This is a genomic window from Ruegeria sp. AM7, assembly GCF_056535965.1.
In genome coordinates, this window is sequence record NZ_JBQFJE010000001.1 from 172233 (window position 1) to 190791 (window position 18559).

The following is an 18559-nucleotide window of genomic DNA, read 5'->3' on the forward strand; positions in this document are numbered from 1 at the left end:
TTGTTTCCCTTGCACCTTGCCCGCTTAAGGTTTCTGTTGCTGGGAAATATTTGCAAGAGGTTCCAATGCCCCAAACATCCGACACCAACCGTCGTATCGTTCTAGCTGAACGCCCCGTTGGTCAGCCCGACGAAAACACGCTTCGGCTTGAAACCACTGATATCCCGTCACCGGGCGCTGATGAGATGCTGGTGCGAACGGTCTTTATGTCGCTCGACCCCTACATGCGCGGCCGTATGAACGACGCAAAATCCTATGCCGAGCCCGTCGAAATTGGCGGCGTCATGACCGCTCAGGTTGTGGCCCAAGTGATCGAGTCGAACCTGGATGGGTACGAGGCCGGTGACTATGTCTTGAATATGAGCGGCTGGCAGGACTACGCGATTTCGAACGGAGAACAGGTGGTCAATCTGGGCAAAACACCAGACAATCCATCCTGGGCTTTGGGTATTTTGGGAATGCCCGGCTACACGGCCTATGCAGGTTTGTTGAAAATTGGTGAGCCCAAACCCGGTGAAACCGTCGTTGTTGCAGCGGCTGCGGGACCGGTCGGGGCAACTGTGGGACAGATTGCCAAGCTTAAAGGATGTCGCGTCGTCGGCATCGCAGGCGGGCCCGAAAAATGTGCGCATGTTGTCCAGAACCTTGGCTTTGACGCCTGTATAGACCACAGATCCGACGATCTGGCAGCTCAACTGCGCGATGCATGCCCAGATGGGATCGACGTCTATTTCGAGAATGTTGGCGGTAAGGTGCTATATGCTGTTCTGCCGTTGCTAAACCCGTTTGCACGGGTCCCTGTCTGCGGAATCGTAGCGTGGTACAACCTGCCCGGTTTGCCGGAAGGGCCGGATATGGGCCCTGCAATCTTAGGCACCTTGCTGCGGATGAAGGTCAAAATGCAGGGGTTCATCATTTTCGACAATTTCGGCCCCGAGGTCTATCAGGAATTTGTCCGGGACATGACAGGCTGGCTTAAGGACGGCTCGGTATCGTACAAAGAACACGTGGTTGATGGGCTGGAAAAGGCGCCAGAGGCCTTCAATCAACTACTCGCCGGGGGTAATTTCGGCAAAATGGTTGTGAAAGTCGGCTGATTGCCATTCGAGAGCAGGCGTTGCGCCTTTGATGCGCAACGCCAGTAAACACTCGGCGAATTGTCGGCCGATCGCCGTTTTGGCCGCTCACGTTTCCGCCAGTCGATATGGCGTCAACCTAACAGATGCGTGAATTTTCGGGCGTTTAGCAAAGCAACCTTTGCGCTTGGCAAATTCTCAATCCAATACTGCTTTACCGGTCATTGTTGTGGAGATGTGATGCGGATAAGTGTAGGCATCGCTGTATCTATCCTGGTCGCCCTGTCCATTGGCGTGTCAACTTTTATTGTTCATACGCTTTGGTGGACAACGGCACGGGACAACAGTCGTATGCTGGCTGCTGAAATCAACACTCAGATCGCCAATACCGTCCGGATCGAGGTCGGCGCGACACTCAGCTCGGCCGAAGCAGCCTGGGCCGCAGTGCGCACCATTTTCGTGCAGAATGTCATCGCCACGCGCCAGGCAGACAAGCGAGAATTCGTATTCCTGTCGCAACTACAAGCGCAGCCCAATATCTCGTGGATATTCTTCGGCTGGCCCGACGGCAATTTCTTCGCCTCGCACCGCCTTGGGGATGGCGGCCTTGAGATGGTCGAAATCGATAAGAACATCCGCGATCGGCAGTTGCGAACCGACCAATACATTTTCATTCCAGGTGACATCCAGTTCGAAGAGCGAAAATTCCGGGAAACAGACTATGATCCACGGGACCACGCCTGGTTCAATAACTTTATGAGCCTGAACTCATCGGGATGGATCGAAGCGCGGGATCTGCCAGGAAGTGAAAAAACGGTCTATGCTTATGCCGGTCCCATTGACGTCAACCGCGGGCGACAGGGTGTTCTAGCGGTCGCAATCGAAACCGACCGTTTGTCGCGGTTCCTTGCGACCTTACATCCGGGCGAATTCGGAGCAGCCTATATTCTGGATGCTGATGGCAAGGTGATCGCCGTTCCTGACGCCCTGGCGGATGAAACGACACCGGCCCGTATGGGCGAAGGCGAGTTGTACGAAGCCGCCATGATATCGGGCGAACGGCTTTTGGGTGACCCTGCCAAAAATCCTGCCGGCGGGGCAACGACCCGGGTTGTAATAGACGGCGTTCCGTATGCAGTTGCCCTGACCCCGTTGGGATTTTATGGCTGGCGCGTTGCCACCGTAATCCCGGAATCCGCATTCCTGTCTGGGATCGACAAAACTCTGATCAACCTTCTTTATATTCTGATTGGAGTAGTCGTTTTCGCCACCGGGTTAGCCATCTGGCTGGTCCGTAGGGTTGTGGCGAACCCTTTGGCGCGGATCGCCGAAGATCTAAACAAGATCGAGCGTTTCGATGTTGAGCGTATTTCACGCAGGCCCTCAAAGCTGTCGGAACTGGCTAACCTGTCTGCGGCAACGGCCAGTATGGCTGCGGGTCTATCGGCGTTCCGAAAATATGTGCCAACCGATCTGGTTCGCATGCTGGTTGCCGAAGGCATCAAAACGCAGCCGGGCGGTGATATGAAGCAAATCTCGGTTCTGTTTTGCGATGTGACTGGCTTTACCGGACTGTCCGAGAAACTGGGCCCAGGAATTGTTCAGTTGATGGAACCGTTCTTCACCGCCGCTTCAGCCGCAATTGCAAGGCATGACGGAACTATCGACAAGTTCATGGGCGATGCAGTCATGGCCTTTTGGGGGGCACCACGTCAGGATAAAAACCACGCGGAAAACGCCTGTCGTGCGGCGCTAGATCTTGTCAAAACCGTCGACGCAGCAGGCATCAAGGACAGTCAGGGTATTCCTCTGCGGCTACGGATCGGGGTGAACAGCGGCGAGGCGCTTGTGGGGAACATAGGATCCGAACAGCGCCTGAACTATACGGCGATCGGCGATGTGGTGAATGTCGCAAGCCGACTGGAAGGCGCGAACAAAGTATACGGCACCCTTATCCTGATCGGCCCAGACACCCGACGCGAAGCCGGCGATTCTGTGATCGTGCGCGAATTGGATACGCTCACAGTGTTCGGCCGCAGCGAAGAGCTTGTGGTCTATGAATTGATTGCAATGACCGACGGTTATAACCCCTCACACGATTGGATCGAGGCTTATGAACGCGGCCTCACGCTTTATCGCGCCGGGCAATTCGGACAAGCCCTGTCAGAATTTGAAACCGCTGACCAAATCCGCGGCGGGGACCTTGCCTCGCTCGCGATGGCCGACAAAATGCGAGAACTTCTGGCAAGCCCGCCCGCTGCGGGATGGAAGCCCGTAACCATCACTGAAAAGTCCTAAATAAGTCAGCTGGTTCTACAAAAGCTGCAAAAAACAGCATATTTTCCTTTATTGACTGGTGTTCAATATAAACGAAATCCGATAGTCAGAGCGCCAAAAGATTGTAAGGCAGAAAAACAGCCCCGTGTTCGACCTACCCGCGCAGCGCGCGCATCTCTCCGAAAAATATGACCTGACCCCGTCGCCCGAGCTTGCAGCAAGCATGCGCGAAATATACGACCGCATGTCGCGTGTGGTCTCACCAGCGGATTGGGCGATTTATGCGCCATATGTAAAGGCGATCAATGAACTCAAGGAAAACCGCAACGCGGTCATCTTGGGACACAACTACATGACGCCCGAGATCTACCACGGAATTTCCGATTTCGTCGGTGACAGCCTGCAATTGGCAATCAAGGCCACCGAGGTCGAGGCCGAGGTGATCGTTCAATGCGGCGTTCATTTCATGGCCGAAACGTCCAAAATTCTCAGCCCCGAAAAAACGGTTCTCATGCCGGATATGGAGGCAGGGTGTTCTTTGGCAGAATCGATCACCGCCGAAGGCATCGCGGAAATGCGCCGTCGGTATCCCGGTGCACCGGTTGTGTCCTATGTGAATACAACAGCCGAGGTAAAGGCAGCCTCGGACATCTGTTGCACCTCGTCCAATGCGGCACAAATCGTGGCAGCACAGGACAGTGAGACCGTCATCATGACGCCCGACCAGTATCTGGCGCAGAACGTGGCACGCGACGTTCCGCAGAAAAACGTCGTATGGTGGGAGGGTTCGTGCATCGTTCACGAGCAATATTCGGCCAGTGACCTGCGCGACTTTCGCGAATGGAACCCCGGAACTCGCTTGATCGCGCATCCCGAATGCCCGCCAGACGTGGTGGCCGAGGCCGATTTCTCGGGTTCAACCAGCGGCATCATCAAATATGTCACGGACGAAAAACCAGAGAAAGCACTGCTGATCACCGAGTGTTCGATGGCGTCCAACATCGCGGACGAACTGCCCGAAGTCGAATTTGTCGGCCCGTGCAACATGTGCCCCTACATGAAGAAAATCACGCTGGAAAAAGTGCTGTTCGCGCTGGACACAATGACCGGTCAAGTCGAGGTTGACGCCCAGGTCGCCGAAAAGGCACGTCTTTCGGTTCAGCGTATGATCGACCTGTCGCGCCAGTTGGGCATTTGACACAGCAGATGCAAACCATCGAAACATCGCGAGTGGTTATCATTGGCGCTGGTTTGGCCGCCGTGTATGCGGCTCTCAAGCTGGCGCCCTGCCCAGTCGTGATGATTTCGCCTGAACAGCTGGGCTCTGGCGCAAGCTCAGCCTGGGCGCAGGGTGGCATCGCCGCCGCCATGGCGCGGACAGACAGCCCAAAGGCCCATGCCGACGACACGATGCGCGCGGGTGCGGGCTCGGTTTTGCGCGAAGTGGCCGAGTTTGTGACGCAAGCTGCGCCAGAGCATATCCTCGACCTTTCTGCGCTTGGCACCGGATTCGACCGTACTGCAAGCGGCGAGTTTGTTCAGTCGCGTGAGGCTGCTCACTCCGCTGCTCGGGTTGTGCGGGTCAAAGGTGATCAGGCCGGGGCCGAGATTATGCGCGCGTTAATCAAAGCCCTACGCGAAACACCTTCAATCCAGGTTATCGAGGGTGCGCAGGCCGTGGCGCTGGAAAGCGACGGCACGCAAGTAACAGGCGTCTACCTGACAAGTGCGATTGGGTCCGGCCCGGCGCAGCAGCTGCTGCGCGGGGCCGCTTATCTGTTGGCAACGGGTGGGTCTTCGGGCCTTTATGCGCAAACCACCAACCCAACGCGTATTCGCGGACAAGGGATTGGTATGGCTGCCCGTGCTGGTGCGCGCATCGCGGACGCAGAATTTGTACAGTTCCATCCCACCGCAATCGACGTAGGTTCCGACCCCACCCCGTTGGCAACCGAAGCACTGCGCGGGGAGGGGGCCGTTCTTGTCGACAAGAACGGGCATCGGTTCATGCCCGATTTCCACCCCGATGCCGAGCTTGCCCCCAGAGATACGGTTGCGCGGGCCGTTTATCTGCAAGCCAAAGCTGGCATGCGGCCAGCGTTGGACACGCGCGGCGCGATCGGTGCCGACATCGGCATTATTTTTCCCGGTGTAACACGCGCCTGTATGCGTCATGGCGTTGACCCAACACGGGACCCCATCCCTGTGACCGCGTCAGCGCATTACCATATGGGCGGCGTAGAAACAGATTTGTTCGGGCGAAGTTCGTTGGCCGGGCTCTGGGCCTGTGGCGAGGCGGCGTCCACCGGGTTACATGGCGCCAACCGGTTGGCATCAAACGGGTTGCTTGAAGCTTTGGTGTTTGCCCGATCCTGTGCCCGGGACATTGCGGGCCAAATCACCGTGAAGAGCGCACCCGAAGTCAAAATCCGTTTGGCACCCGGCACAACTGACGATGAGCAAGATTTGATGCTTTTACGCCGCATAATGACGGAACATGTCGGCGTGGTACGGGAAGAAGCTGGCCTGAGCCAAGCCCTATCCGGAATTGCCGCGCTTGAGGCCCAGCACTTTGGGTCAGACCAGTTTCTCAACATGACCGCTACGGCCACTCTGATCGCTACCGCCGCGCTGCAACGCCGCGAAAGTCGCGGCGCGCATTATCGGTCCGATTTCCCCGACCTCAATCGTGGCAACGGTCAACGATCCAGCCTGACGCTGACACAGGCGCTCAACTTGCGAGATCGCATAGCAAAGGACGCAGCATGACCCACCCCGCTTTGCCAGACATGATCCTAGAACCTCTGGTCCGGTCCGCGCTAACTGAAGATATGGGTACCTGTGGCGATATCACCACTCAGACAGTGATCCCCGCGGACGTCACCTATTCCGCACGGTTAAAAGCGCGTGAAAATGCTGTGGTTTCAGGGATGCAAGTGGCTGCGCTGGCGTTCCGTCTGGTCGATCCCTTGTTGCTCATCACGACCTACACCGAAGATGGCCAGAGCTGCGCCAAGGGCGACACACTGATGAAAATCCAAGGCCGAGCCGCCTCAATCCTGTCAGCCGAGCGCGTGGCATTGAATTTCGCCCAGCGGATGATGGGTGTTGCAACGGCCACTTCGGAATTGGTGGCTGAAACCAAAGGCACCAAGGCGCGTATCACCTGCACGCGAAAAACGACACCCGGGCTACGTCTGGTGGAAAAGCAGGCCGTGCTGCACGGCGGCGGTTTCAACCATCGTTTCTCGCTATCGGATGCAATCCTGATCAAGGACAATCATATCGCAGCCGCTGGCGGTGTGCGGGCTGTGCTTGATGCAACAAAAGCCCGCGCGTCGCATATGATGAAAGTCGAAATCGAGGTCGATACGCTGGACCAACTGTCCGAGGTGATCGAGGTCGGCGGTGCTGACGTCGTGCTACTTGACAACATGCCGCCAGACGTTCTGACGAAGGCAGTCAAGTTGGTGGACGGCCGATTGGTGACCGAGGCATCGGGTAATATCAGCAAGGCCACAGTTGCAGCGGTAGCCGCGACTGGGGTTGATTACATCTCGTCCGGTGCTTTGACGCATTCGTACCGATCGATTGACATCGGGCTGGACTTCTGAGCCGTTCGACGCCCCCAAAACGACCAAAAATTGTTTCTTCAGCGCGCGCAAAGTCAGCCACATTCGTCGCGCTGGCCCCAACGCAAGGGGCGTCATCAACCGTTCGAAACGGCGATTCATGCCGACTCAAATGCACTTGGAATACGGAAGATTCTTAACGAACACGCCACCCGTTTTGCATGTAAAACGGTCGGTCAAGCAACCTGAAATCGTGGAAATGGCAGAGCTGATGGGTCTGCAGAGAGTCTTATAACCTGATATTTTTAAACACTTTATTTGCAGTTCATCCTACCTTCAAATTCAAATTAAAAAATACCTCTTGACGCTCTGTGGACCTACGTGGTTTCGTATATAAAACCGTTTTGCGGTAAATCGTTAAGATCAACGAAGGGAGGCGTTGTGATGGCGAAGCAAGAATCTGCTCTGCGCGCACAACAAGGAACGGAAAGCCAGGTTACGGTTTCCCTCAATGGCATCGGTATGTCGTTTTCAGGTGTATCCGTTCTAAGGGATGTCGACCTGGTCATTGACGGTGGTGAAATTCACACGCTGATGGGCGAAAACGGCGCGGGCAAAAGTACGTTGGTGAAGATCATCAGCGGCGTGCAAAAACCGACATTCGGGACATTTCAGATCGACGGCGAAACCGTGGAGTTTGATGCGCCAAGGGACGCTGAAAAGCATGGTATCGTCATCATGCATCAGGAACTCAGCCTGATCCCGGAAATGACCGTGGCCGAAAATGTTCTGCTGGGCCACGAGCCCCGGAAATTTGGCACGTTCATCGACCGCAAAGCCCTGCGGGAAAAGGCCAGCAAAGCGTTGGCCCGCTTTGGCTTCACTCTGGATATCGACACGCCGGTAAAAGATTTGCGTGTTGGTGAGCAGCAGTTGGTAGAAATCGCCCGTGCACTGCTGATGAATGCGCGCCTTCTGATCATGGATGAGCCGACCTCGGCTTTGTCGCAAGCCGAAGCTGATATTCTTATGGAAGTCGTCCGCGATCTGGCGCTGCAGGGTGTTGCGGTTGTCTATATCTCGCACCGGATGGACGAAGTGTTCGAGATTTCTGACCGCGTTACAGTTCTGCGCGATGGCAATCTTATCGGGACTCGGCTTGCCTCAGAAACCACTTCGACCGAACTGATCAACATGATGGTTGGACGCACGGTTGAAATCAATCCGGTCGAACGCAACGCACCTGCGACCGACGAAACCGTTCTGCAGGTGGCAAACCTGTCCGCGTGGGAAGGCAAGCGCAAGGTTCTGGATGATGTGTCCTTCGAGCTTAAGCGCGGAGAGGTTCTTGGGGTTGGCGGCCTGTTGGGCGCAGGTCGGACCGAACTGCTTGAAACTCTGTTCGGCGCGCGTGGCGCCAGCTATCAGGGCGAAATCACACTTGAAGGCAAGAAACTAAGACCAGTCAAACCCCAGGACGGGGTGCGCAACGGGCTGGCTTTGATCACAGAAGACCGTAAAGGTAACGGCTTGATCCTTGACCGCTCGATTGCGTCCAACGTTGCTTTGCCGCTGATGCCGCTGCAATCGCGTTTTGGTCGGTTTTCCGAAGCTGAACAACGCAAGCAGGCTCTGACCGCGATCGAGACCTTGAAGGTTGCCGCAACCGGGCCCGAACATCCGGTCGGGAAACTCAGCGGCGGTAACCAGCAAAAGGTCGTGCTGGGCAAATGGCTGGCCACGCAACCGCAAGTATTGCTTTTGGACGAACCCACTCGTGGCATCGATATCGGTGCCAAAGACGAAATCTACGATCTGGTCGGACGATTGGCAGATCAGGGCATCTCGGTCCTGTTTGCCAGTTCGGAACTGTCCGAATTCATCGCCGTCTGCGACCGCATGATCGTTTTGTGTGAAGGCCAGATGGCCGGAGAGCTTTCACGCGATGAGATGACCGTTGATTCAATCAAGGCCCTGGCGATGCAGTTCCGCTGACTGCACACACCGTTAAAACTGGCCCAACCAGAGAAAAGACATGACCGTTATGGAACCCAATAGCCCGACAGTGAAACCCGAACGCCCCGGCGCGGCGACGTTAATGCGCCTTTTGGGTAAGACCAAACTATATTGGGGCCTGTTCGCTCTGATCCTGTTTGGGGCGCTGACCTCGCCGCTGTCGTCCAAAGGCAACAACATCTTTCTGTCGTTGGGCAACCTGACCGACATTTTGCGTCAGGTCTCGGTCACCGGGATCGTCGCGGTGGGCATGACCATGGTGATCTTCATTGCCGGAATCGACTTGTCTGTGGGTTCGGTCATGGCGTTGGGAACCGTGATCTGCGCCATGCTGCTGACGCAGGAAGGCTGGACGGCTGCCAGCTATTTCGGGGTTCCGGCTACCGGAATCGTACTGTTCGTCTGTATAGCAGCGCTGATCTATTTCGTGCAAAACAACCTGAGCCGCAGCTCGGACAACCCGACAGACAGCGCGCCCTCGCGGATGCTGAGCCGTCTGGTCGCCGCCGCCATTGCCATCGGTGTAATGGTCTGGCTGGCCGGTCAAGTGATGCCTAAATTCGGCGTTCTGGCAGTGCTGATAGTTGTGCCCTGCATTGGGGCCGTGATGGGCACGGTGAACGGTGCGCTGATCGTCTATGGCCGTCTGCAGCCCTTTATTGTGACACTGGCGATGATGGTGGGCGCACTGGGTCTGGCCCGCGTGATCGCCGGGCAGGATACGGCCGTATATCCGGTTTATACCGGGTCGAATGCGACCGAGAATTTTGAAGTGCTGCGTGAACTGTTGTGGGGCGTCGTCCCTGTACCAGGCCTGTTCTTCCTGGGTGTGTTGCTGGTATTCTTCCTTGTCACACGCTTCACCACATTCGGCAGCTATTTGATGGCCATCGGCGGCAATGAAGAGGCCGCGCGTCTGGCGGGCATCAATGTGGGCCGCAACAAGATCATCACCTATGCGCTGGCGGGTGGCCTGTCGGCGCTGGCCGGGGTGCTCTATGTGGCACAGTTCCGTCAGGGTAAACCGGATGCGGGCCTCGGTCTGGAACTGGACGCGATTGCGGCCGTGGTCATCGGCGGCACCAGCCTGATGGGCGGGCGCGGCGCAATCATGGGAACGTTCGTTGGGGTGCTGATCTTTGGCTTCCTAAGCAACATCCTGCAATTGAACAACATCGACAGCAACACGCAGCTGGTGCTGAAGGGCATCATCATCGTGGTCGCCGTCCTGCTTCAGGAAGGGCGATTTGAAGAGATCTTTGTCATGGCGAAAGAGCGCCTGGGCAGAGGGAGGAGGCTCTGACCTTAAGGTCTTGGTGGACAGTAGGTCAGAGCAATCAGAACGCGGGAACATTGGAGAAACCCGCATCATGACTAAGGAGTAGACTATGAAAAGAAGAACATTTGGCAAGGGCCTGATGGCCGCCACCGCGCTCGCAACCTCGTTTTCGGCATCCATGGTACTGGCCGCTGACAACTATGTGATCGGTTTCTCGCAGGTGACCACTGTTGAGCCCTGGCGCGTCCAGTTCAACAAAGACCTGCGCGCCGAAGCGGACCTGCACGACAATGTCGAGTTGATCATCGCAGACGCCAACGACCGCACCGAAAAGCAGGTAGCAGACGTTGAAAACTTCATCCGTCAGGAAGTCGACGCGATCCTGATCTCGCCGAAAGAATCCGCTGGCCTGACCGGTGTGGTCGAGCAGGCAACCGACGCGGGTATCCCCGTCTTTGTTCTGGACCGTAACGTCGACACCGACAAATTCGTTCAGTGGGTTGGCGGCGACAACGAACTGATCGGTCGCGAAGCCGGCAAGTACGCGGTTGAGCAGCTGGGCGGTGCTGGCAACGCCAAAGGCACCATCGTGGAAATCTGGGGTGGCCTGGGCACACAAGCCGCACATGACCGCGCCAACGGCTTCCACGAAGCGTTCGAAGGCGAAGACGGCGTGACCTTCCTGCTGGATCAGCAGTCGGGCGACTGGAAGCAGGATCAGGCCTATGACATCATGTCGACCGCCCTGCGCAACTATGAAGACATCACCATGGTCTATGGCCACAACGACCCCATGGCCTATGGCGCCTATCTGGCCGCCAAGGACGCAGGCCGCGCGGATGACATCATGTTCATCGGTGTGGACGCTCTGCCCGGCGAAGGCGTGACCTGGGTTGCAAACGGCGAACTGTCGGCCACCTTCCTGTACCCGACCCCCGGTGCAGAAGGTCTGCGTCAGGCACTGAAGCACTTGAAAGGTGAAGAAGTGCCGAAATCGGTTGTTATGGGCACCGAGGCAATCACCTCTGAGAACGCTGGTGAAGTCCTGAAAAAGAACGGTCTATAAAAGACTGTTCAGGTCGGCACCCTTTCTCCTCCCTGTCGGGATGGTCGACCGGACACGCAGGGGCTTGCGCCCCTGCGGTTTTTTTTGAGAAAGCACCGGTAAAAAGGAAACCCGATGTCCGAAGAAAAGACCAAGCTTCAGAAATACTCGGCCCCCGCCTTGGAAAAAGGGCTGGATATTCTGGAGTTTTTGTCGCTTTCGGATGTCTTTCCCACCCTGTCACAATTGGCGCAGGGAATTGGGCGCTCAAAAAACGAAATCTTCCGCATGATGATCGTGTTGGAAGAGCGCGGATATATTGAGCGTCAGGAAGGCGACTTGTTTCGCTTGACCGGCAAACTGGCGCTGTTGGGCGGAGATCGCACGGATAACAGCAAACTCGCCGAACTGGCCGAACCCTATATGGAACGTCTTGCAGAAGAAACCGAACTGTCCAACCACCTATGGGTGCCCAGCGGCTCCGGCGATCTTGTCGTTATCAACAGTGTTTCGTCTTCGCAAAACTACGGTGTGACCGTGCAGGTCGGGTATAACAGCCCAATCTTCCCAACCTCTGCCGGGGTCTGCTTCCTGTCAGAACTGGAAACAAAAAAAGCGCGGCTGGAACTGCTGGAGAAGCTTTCACCCGGCCATGACGAGGAGCACCTGAACAAGTTCGCTGATCAGGCCGCAACGTGTGAGGTTCAGAACTATATCTCTTTAAGCAGCCCTGAAAGTCAGGCCATCAACGAGATTTCGGCTCCGGTGAGGCATGCTCCGGGCAAAGCTGTCATCGCAGCCCTAACCATTCCTCATTTCGCAACGGCCCTGATCGACAACCGAAGAGAAATGGTCATTGACGCCCTGAGGTCTACGGCAGCACAACTGCAGGAAAGCATCGCGACCCGAATGCCATTGCCCCGATCGTCCTGGCATCAAATGATCTAAAGTAGTCTTTCAAGGCTTCACCGGACCTTGTCCATGCTTCTCAAGAACAAGCGCTGGAACATCAGCGGACGGCAGCTTCGCGGATTCCAAAGCGGAAAATTCAAACTATCTAAGACCGAGTTTCGACAGCAAACGATCGCGTTTCATCAACCACCATCCTGACTCAATCGGCCACAGGGTATGGTCAGCGTTCCGCCCAAGCTGGCTTGCCGCGTGCAAGGGCCAGTTCGGATCATCCAGCAACTCGCGCGCGAGGGCGATCATGTCCGCGTCTCCGCGGTCGATCAACGTGTCGCACACAGCGGCATCCCAAAGAAATCCGACTGCCATAGTCGGAATGTCGGCCTCTGACCGTACTTGCGCTGCGAACGGCACCTGAAATCCGTGTTCGATGGTCATACGTTGCGGCCGGTCTTTGCCTCCGATCCCGCCCGAGCTGCAGTCGATAAGGTCTACCCCAGCTGACTTGAGAGCTATGGCGATGTCCACCGTATCTTCCGGAGTAAGCCCATTGTCCATCCAATCAGAGGCAGACAACCGAAAAGCAAGCGGTAGATCCTCCGGCCAGTTCCGACGGATTTCACGCGCGACCTCGACCGCAAAACGTGCCCGGTTCTCAGTGTTGCCGCCCCACTTGTCTTGCCTTTGGTTGGTGATCGGCGACAGAAACTGGTGCACCAGAAAGCCATGCGCGGCATAGACCTCAATGATTTGAAAACCAGCAGTTTTTGCCCGTTTTGCCGCTGCCCCAAAAGCTGAAATGGCGGCCTGTATATCATCGTCCGACATTTGGCGCGGCGTAGGCCATCCCTCTGCATAAGGCAAAGCAGACGGCGCCATAGCTGGCCACGCATGTTCGCTTCGAACTGCCGCGTCTTCATCATCCAACGGCGTTTCACCGTGCCAAGGTCGCCGCTCTGACGCTTTTCGCCCTGCGTGACTAAGTTGGATACCCGGAACTGCCCCTTCGCGTGTTATAAAATCAGCGATGTTTGCCAAGGGCGCGATTTGGCTGTCGTCCCACAACCCAAGATCGCCCGGTGTCCGGCGCCCATCGCGCGTGACCGCTGTCGCCTCGGCATAAACCAGCGCTGCACCACCCATCGCAAACCGCCCCAGATGAACAAGATGCCAATCGTTTGCGAGACCATCTTGCGCCCGGTACTGACTCATCGGAGAAACCGAAACACGGTTTTTGAACGTCACGCCTCGCAATTCAAAGGCGCTGAAAAGTGAAGGCATTTAGGTCACTCCAACGGGTCGTAAGTTATCATAGCTTCGGCCTTTGCCCGCATCCTAAGTAAATCTCCGGCCAGCGAGGTCACATCTCTATGAGATCGCATACTGGTTCAAACCGTGAAATCACTCCTCAGCCAAATCGGAGAAGGTTTGGGTCTGCCCATATGTTCTCTCTCGCAGCATGGCATTCGAAACCGACAAAAGATGCGACTGCATGATTTCTGCTGCTGCCTGACTGTCGCGTGACGCAATGCTGCTGAACAGTTGCTCGTGTTGTTCCCCCAGACGGGTAAGGGTCGACGGTGAATATTGCGTTTCCCGCTGCCGTGTCCATTCCGCTTGCTTCCTGACCGCTCGGATCGAGTCGTACACAGTCAGAAACAACGGATTGTGGGCAAGTTCCGCGATCTTGTAGTGGAACACATCATCCGCAACCCCATAGGCTTGCGTATCCGCCGCATCCAACGTCGCGCGCATCAATTGTTCCAGCGTTCGCAGCTCTTTGACCGAGGCGCGTTGCGCTGCCAACGCCGCCAGCGCAGGTTCGATTTCCAAGCGGACTTCCATGACATCGCGCGGCATTACCTTGGCCGCAACAGCCCGGAACGGGCTTGCTCCAACAGCAGGCGGTGGCGACACAAACGTCCCCTGCCCGTGCCTGCGAAAAACGGTACCGTCTTCCTCCAACCGATCCAGGATACGTCGCATGCGGGCCCGCGTTACGGCCAGCGCCTCGGCCAAGGCTCTCTCGGGCAGCAGCTTTCCGTTTTTTAGGAACGCGCCGGATTCGATCCCTGCGCGCAATGCTGCGGTCAGCTCTGTGTCTGTTGGACAAGTCCCCAAGGTCAGAACGCTCCGATCAAGTCATAAAACATGCGCAGGGACGTAAGCATCAGGAACGCACCAAAAGCAAGCCGTAACGCACGTTGCGAAATGGTGTGTGCAATGCGGACTCCGACATGCGCAAAGCTGGTCGTCAGCGGAATGATCAACGCGGCGGCAATCAAATTGACGTAGCCGATGGAAAAAGGGGGCAATCCCGTTTGCCCCAGGCCCGTGCCCGCATAAATCAAAGCTCCGGGCAGACCTATGACAAATCCGATCGCGGCGGACGTACCGACGGCACGACGTATATCGTAACCCAGAAAGTTCAGCACCGGGACACAAACCGTACCGCCGCCAATGCCCATCATCGCCGATATCCCCCCTGCGGCAACGCCCGTAGCCGCCCACACGCGTGGTGAAAAGCTGCGCGGAGGTCCATCTCCACCGGGCTTACGAAAGATCATGTCCAACGCAACCAACGCTGCCACAGTAGCAAAGACAGCAACAAGGATGTAGCCACTGACCACTCCACCCAACAAGCCACCAATAACCACTCCGATCAAAATGGCGGGGGCCCAGCGTTTCAACAAAGCCATGTCCAGCGCACCGCGTTTGTAGTGGCCCCAGCTTGAAGACAGCGAAGTGAAAACAATGGTGGCCAGCGATGTACCAACCGCCACCTGCATGGTTAGCGCAGGATCACTGCCTGTCAGCGATAGCGCAAAGTACAGCGCAGGAACGATGACAATCCCGCCTCCAACCCCCAACAGCCCGGCCAAAATACCGCCGAACACACCGGCCGCTGCCGCAATTGCGACCAGTGTTGCCAATGTGGAAAGGTCAATCCCGCCCATGCATCACGCCGGATCGGTGGCCAGTGAACGGCTAACCCGTCCTTCAGCCTGACGTTTGGCCTCGGCCCCGGCAATTGCGGCGTCCAATGCGGTGCGATCCGGATTGCCCGAGAAGTTCCGTTCACTCGGCATCGCCTCGGCGAAATGCAGATAACGCTCACCGGCTACGTCATAGAGGCGTCTCAACTCTGCCAGCGGATCGGCATGGTCATCGCTGCGCATATCCAACCAGGAATGTACCTCGCCCCGATTGATCACCAGACCGGCGGCTTGCTTGCCACGCTTGTCGCCACCTGCGCGCTCTCCTGCCTCCATCGCGGCCATCAGACGTTCGGGAAACGGCAGCGCGGTTTCAGAGGCATAGGTTTCAAAGGTCGCATCCACAACCTCTGGCCCAACCAGCATGTTGCCGGCGACCGAATGTGTTTGACCGATCCGGTGCCCCGCCCATTCAACACAGGCCGACCCGGTATAGGCCGCAAAGTTGCCCTGCGCGTCCATAAGATGGGCTTGTCGCGCATCGCGGCCGGTATCACGAGCAACCAGATCATCCAGTACCGATTGCGCGGCCTCTCCGGCTTCAAGACGCCGCAACCCCTCGGTGCCCCAAACCGGGTTTGAGAAGGCTTGCGAGGCGATGGCACAGTGCGGACCAACATTGGGAACACGCGCACCACAGGCGAAAAAGCGGCTGGCCACGATCAAGCCGATGGCGCCGGTTTCCGGGTCTTTTGCAATCAGAGAATAAGTCATGTCACCGTCCCACCGCATAGGCTTGCATCAATCGCGGCGTCGCCGCCGCGCGCATTGATCCGTCTTTTTCCCGCAAGGCCGCTGTCAGGCGTCCAACCGTCCAGGGATCAGCCACGGTGATCTTGTGGCCACGTGCGCGCAGATCCTCAATCACGGCATCGCCAAAGGTTGCCTCGATCATCATCTCACCGGGGGCTGCGGCGCGCGGGTAGAATGACCCCTGAAAATGCGTCGAATGGAACAGCGGCGCGTCCATGCATTCCTGCAATTCCAGCCCGAAATGCACGAACCGCAGGAACCAGATCAGTTGCCATTGATCCTGTTGATCTCCGCCCGGCGTCCCGAACACCAGCCGGACGCCGTCCTTTTCAGCCAAACTAGGCGTCAGTGTCGTTCGGGGCCTGCGCCCCGGTGCCAGTGAGGTCGGCAAGCCGGGTTCCAACCAGAACATCTGCGCCCGGCTATTGAGCGGAAATCCTAAACCCGGAATAACCGGAGAGCTTTGCAGCCATCCCCCCGATGGCGTGGCCGCAACCATATTACCCCAACGGTCGATCACATCCAGATGCACCGTATCGCCGCGTTTTTCTGTCAGGTGAGACATCGTCGGCTCGCCCGCGCTCGCTCCGGTTCTGGCCGAAAAGTCCTGCGCCGCGCGGGCGACATAGGCATCCGCCAAATGTTCAAACCCGGGGACGCGACCCGGGCGGTGGTCTTGCGAAGCATCTACGCCAATCATCGCACGACGTTCCGCAGCGTATTCGTCGCTCAGCAGATAGTCCATTTGAATATCACTGTGATCGGGGTCGCCGTAATAGGCTTCGCGATCCGCATAGGCGAGCTTCATCGCCTCGATCACTGTATGGACGAACTCGGACCCGTTCGGGTCCATTGCGCCAAGGTCTATCCCTTTGAGGATCGCCAAAGTTTGCAAAAGGACCGGACCCTGGCTCCAGGCGTGTGTCTTGTGGACCGTCCAACCGTGGTATTCATAGGTCAGCGTGTCCTCATACGTCGCCTCCCAATTCGCCATGTCAGCACGGGTCATGACCCCTGCATTGCGTTGGCCTGATACATCCATGACCTTGGCGTCGCTCAGGTAGCCGAAAATACGATCGGCGACAAATCCTGCGCGCCATACCCGTCGGGCGGCATCAATCTGTTCAGTGCGGTCGCCATGCGCGGTTTCGGCATCAGTCACTATTCGCTCATAGGTCGTCGCCAGATCGGGATTGGCGAAGATACTGTGCGGCGCGGGCGCTTTGCCATCGGGCATCCAGGTTTCCGCCGAACTGGGCCATTCGTCTTCAAAAAAATCCGAGAGCCCGTCGATTGTATCTGCAACACGCGGCAGCACGGGATGACCATCCCGCGCATAAGCGATGGCAGGTTCCATGACGTCCCGCAGCGGTAGCGAGCCGTGATCGCGCAGCATAAGCATCCAGCCATCGAAAGCTCCGGGGATGACCGTGGCCAACAGCCCCGAACCCGGGATCAGGTTCAGGCCCAACCCTGTGTAGTGTTCAATCGTGGCTGCGGCAGGTGCAGGCCCTTGGGCGCACAGAACCTGCGTTTTGCCAGTTTCGGCCGAGTGGATAATGGCAGGCATATCGCCTGCGGGTCCGTTCAGATGGGGTTCGACCACTTGTAGTGTCATCGCGGTGGCGACGGCAGCATCAAACGCGTTGCCGCCTTTTTCCAGAATGCCAAAGCCCACAGCCGAGGCGATCCAATGGGTCGAGGTGACGACGCCAAACGTGCCTCGGATCTCGGGGCGGGTGGTGAATTCAGTCATTCTTAGTCTCCGAAATCAATGTTCGCGCGGGTCCAGCGCGTCGCGCAGCCCATCGCCCAGAAGGTTGAACCCCAGCACCACAAGGAAGATTGCAATGCCCGGCCACATGGCCATCCACGGGGCCTGATTGAGGAAGTTTTTCGCCGTGTTCAGCATCGAGCCCCAGCTGGGCGCAGGTGGCTGCTGCCCAAGGCCAAGGAAAGACAGTGACGCCTCGGCAATGATGGCGGTGGCGATGGTCAGCGTGGCCTGCACCAGAACCGGCGGCAGCACGTTGGGAAAGATGTAACGGCTGAGGATTTTCGAGGTCGGCAAGCCGATGGCGCGGGCTGAGGTGACGTAGTCCTCGGCCCGGACCGATAGCACTTGCCCACGGGTCAGGCGTATGAAGACAGGGGTCGCAGACAGACCAATGGCGATCATCGCGTTGGTCAGGGATGGCCCCAAAAACGCCGCCAGAGCGATGGCAAGGATCAGGAAGGGCGCGGCCAGCAACGCCTCTGTGCAGCGCGAGATGATGGCGTCGATCCAGCCGCCGAAATAGCCGGCGATAATGCCCAGCGGAACGCCCAGCAGCACCGCAATCCCGACCGAGACAACGCCTGCCAGCAGTGAGGCCTGCGCGCCCCAGATCATGCGGGACAGAACGTCTCGGCCAATTTCATCGGTGCCAAACGGGTGTGCTGCAGTGGGCGGTTTGCGTACAGCGCCCCAGTCGGTGGCTGCTGGGTCGGGCACAGGCAAAATTGGGGCCAGAAGGGCAATCAGCACGAAAAACGTAACCAGAAAACCGCCCAACATAGCGCTTTTATGCGTGCGGAATTTCTTCCAGACCCGGTTTTCCGGGCGGCGAGAAAGGATTGGATCAGCTAGAGCCATG

At 57.3% G+C, this 18559-nt stretch carries 15 protein-coding genes; 9 read left to right on the forward strand and 6 right to left on the reverse strand.

The features are described from left to right. The first annotated feature begins 65 nt into the window (after nt 1-65). From ACR3EG_RS00810 to ACR3EG_RS00850, 9 genes are all read left to right on the forward strand, one after another. Complete coding sequence (locus ACR3EG_RS00810; protein ID WP_480482062.1) at nt 66-1097, forward strand: NADP-dependent oxidoreductase; 1032 nt, start codon at nt 66-68, stop codon at nt 1095-1097. 219 nt (nt 1098-1316) lie between these two features. Then, nucleotides 1317-3374: an adenylate/guanylate cyclase domain-containing protein gene (locus tag ACR3EG_RS00815; protein ID WP_480482064.1), complete on the forward strand. Its 2058-nt coding sequence runs from the start codon at nt 1317-1319 to the stop codon at nt 3372-3374. Between the two features lie 124 nt (nt 3375-3498). Next, a complete protein-coding gene (nadA, locus tag ACR3EG_RS00820) occupies nt 3499-4551 on the forward strand; it encodes a quinolinate synthase NadA (RefSeq protein WP_480482066.1) in 1053 nt (350 codons plus the stop codon). An 8-nt stretch (nt 4552-4559) separates the two neighbouring features. Beyond that, nucleotides 4560-6122 carry an L-aspartate oxidase gene (locus ACR3EG_RS00825; protein WP_480482068.1) on the forward strand — a complete coding sequence of 521 codons (1563 nt, stop codon included), beginning with the start codon at nt 4560-4562 and terminating at the stop codon, nt 6120-6122. Further along, nucleotides 6119-6967, forward strand: a complete 849-nt coding sequence (gene nadC, locus ACR3EG_RS00830; RefSeq protein WP_480482070.1) for a carboxylating nicotinate-nucleotide diphosphorylase — start codon at nt 6119-6121, stop codon at nt 6965-6967. The genes ACR3EG_RS00825 and nadC overlap by 4 nt, the downstream gene beginning before the upstream one ends. A gap of 402 nt (nt 6968-7369) precedes the next feature. Further along, the gene (locus tag ACR3EG_RS00835; RefSeq protein ID WP_480482072.1) at nt 7370-8920 is read left to right on the forward strand and encodes a sugar ABC transporter ATP-binding protein; all 1551 of its coding nucleotides are present in this window, start codon (nt 7370-7372) and stop codon (nt 8918-8920) included. Between the two features lie 40 nt (nt 8921-8960). Next, nucleotides 8961-10244, forward strand: coding sequence for an ABC transporter permease (locus ACR3EG_RS00840; protein ID WP_480482074.1), 1284 nt, complete (start codon nt 8961-8963; stop codon nt 10242-10244). An 85-nt stretch (nt 10245-10329) separates the two neighbouring features. After that, nucleotides 10330-11286, forward strand: coding sequence for a substrate-binding domain-containing protein (locus tag ACR3EG_RS00845; protein ID WP_480482076.1), 957 nt, complete (start codon nt 10330-10332; stop codon nt 11284-11286). Between the two features lie 114 nt (nt 11287-11400). After that, nucleotides 11401-12213, forward strand: coding sequence for an IclR family transcriptional regulator (locus tag ACR3EG_RS00850; protein ID WP_480482078.1), 813 nt, complete (start codon nt 11401-11403; stop codon nt 12211-12213). A 105-nt stretch (nt 12214-12318) separates the two neighbouring features. Here ACR3EG_RS00850 and ACR3EG_RS00855 read toward each other — a convergent pair whose 3' ends face one another. The 6 genes from ACR3EG_RS00855 to ACR3EG_RS00880 form a co-directional block, all read right to left on the reverse strand. Then, nucleotides 12319-13455 carry an NADH:flavin oxidoreductase/NADH oxidase gene (locus tag ACR3EG_RS00855; RefSeq protein WP_480482080.1) on the reverse strand — a complete coding sequence of 379 codons (1137 nt, stop codon included), beginning with the start codon at nt 13453-13455 and terminating at the stop codon, nt 12319-12321. Nucleotides 13456-13575: 120 nt separating this feature from the next. Beyond that, entirely contained in the window at nt 13576-14295 is a 720-nt protein-coding gene (locus tag ACR3EG_RS00860) for a FadR/GntR family transcriptional regulator (protein ID WP_480482082.1), read from the reverse strand. A 2-nt stretch (nt 14296-14297) separates the two neighbouring features. Continuing rightward, the gene (locus ACR3EG_RS00865) at nt 14298-15131 is read right to left on the reverse strand and encodes a sulfite exporter TauE/SafE family protein (protein WP_480482084.1); all 834 of its coding nucleotides are present in this window, start codon (nt 15129-15131) and stop codon (nt 14298-14300) included. A 3-nt stretch (nt 15132-15134) separates the two neighbouring features. Next, on the reverse strand, nt 15135-15884 hold the full coding sequence (locus tag ACR3EG_RS00870) for a DUF1028 domain-containing protein (protein WP_480482086.1): 750 nt from the start codon (nt 15882-15884) through the stop codon (nt 15135-15137). 1 nt (nt 15885) lies between these two features. Continuing rightward, nucleotides 15886-17679 carry a gamma-glutamyltransferase family protein gene (locus ACR3EG_RS00875; RefSeq protein ID WP_480482088.1) on the reverse strand — a complete coding sequence of 598 codons (1794 nt, stop codon included), beginning with the start codon at nt 17677-17679 and terminating at the stop codon, nt 15886-15888. Between the two features lie 15 nt (nt 17680-17694). Beyond that, the gene (locus tag ACR3EG_RS00880; RefSeq protein WP_170356483.1) at nt 17695-18558 is read right to left on the reverse strand and encodes an ABC transporter permease; all 864 of its coding nucleotides are present in this window, start codon (nt 18556-18558) and stop codon (nt 17695-17697) included. Between the last annotated feature and the right edge of the window lies 1 nt (nt 18559).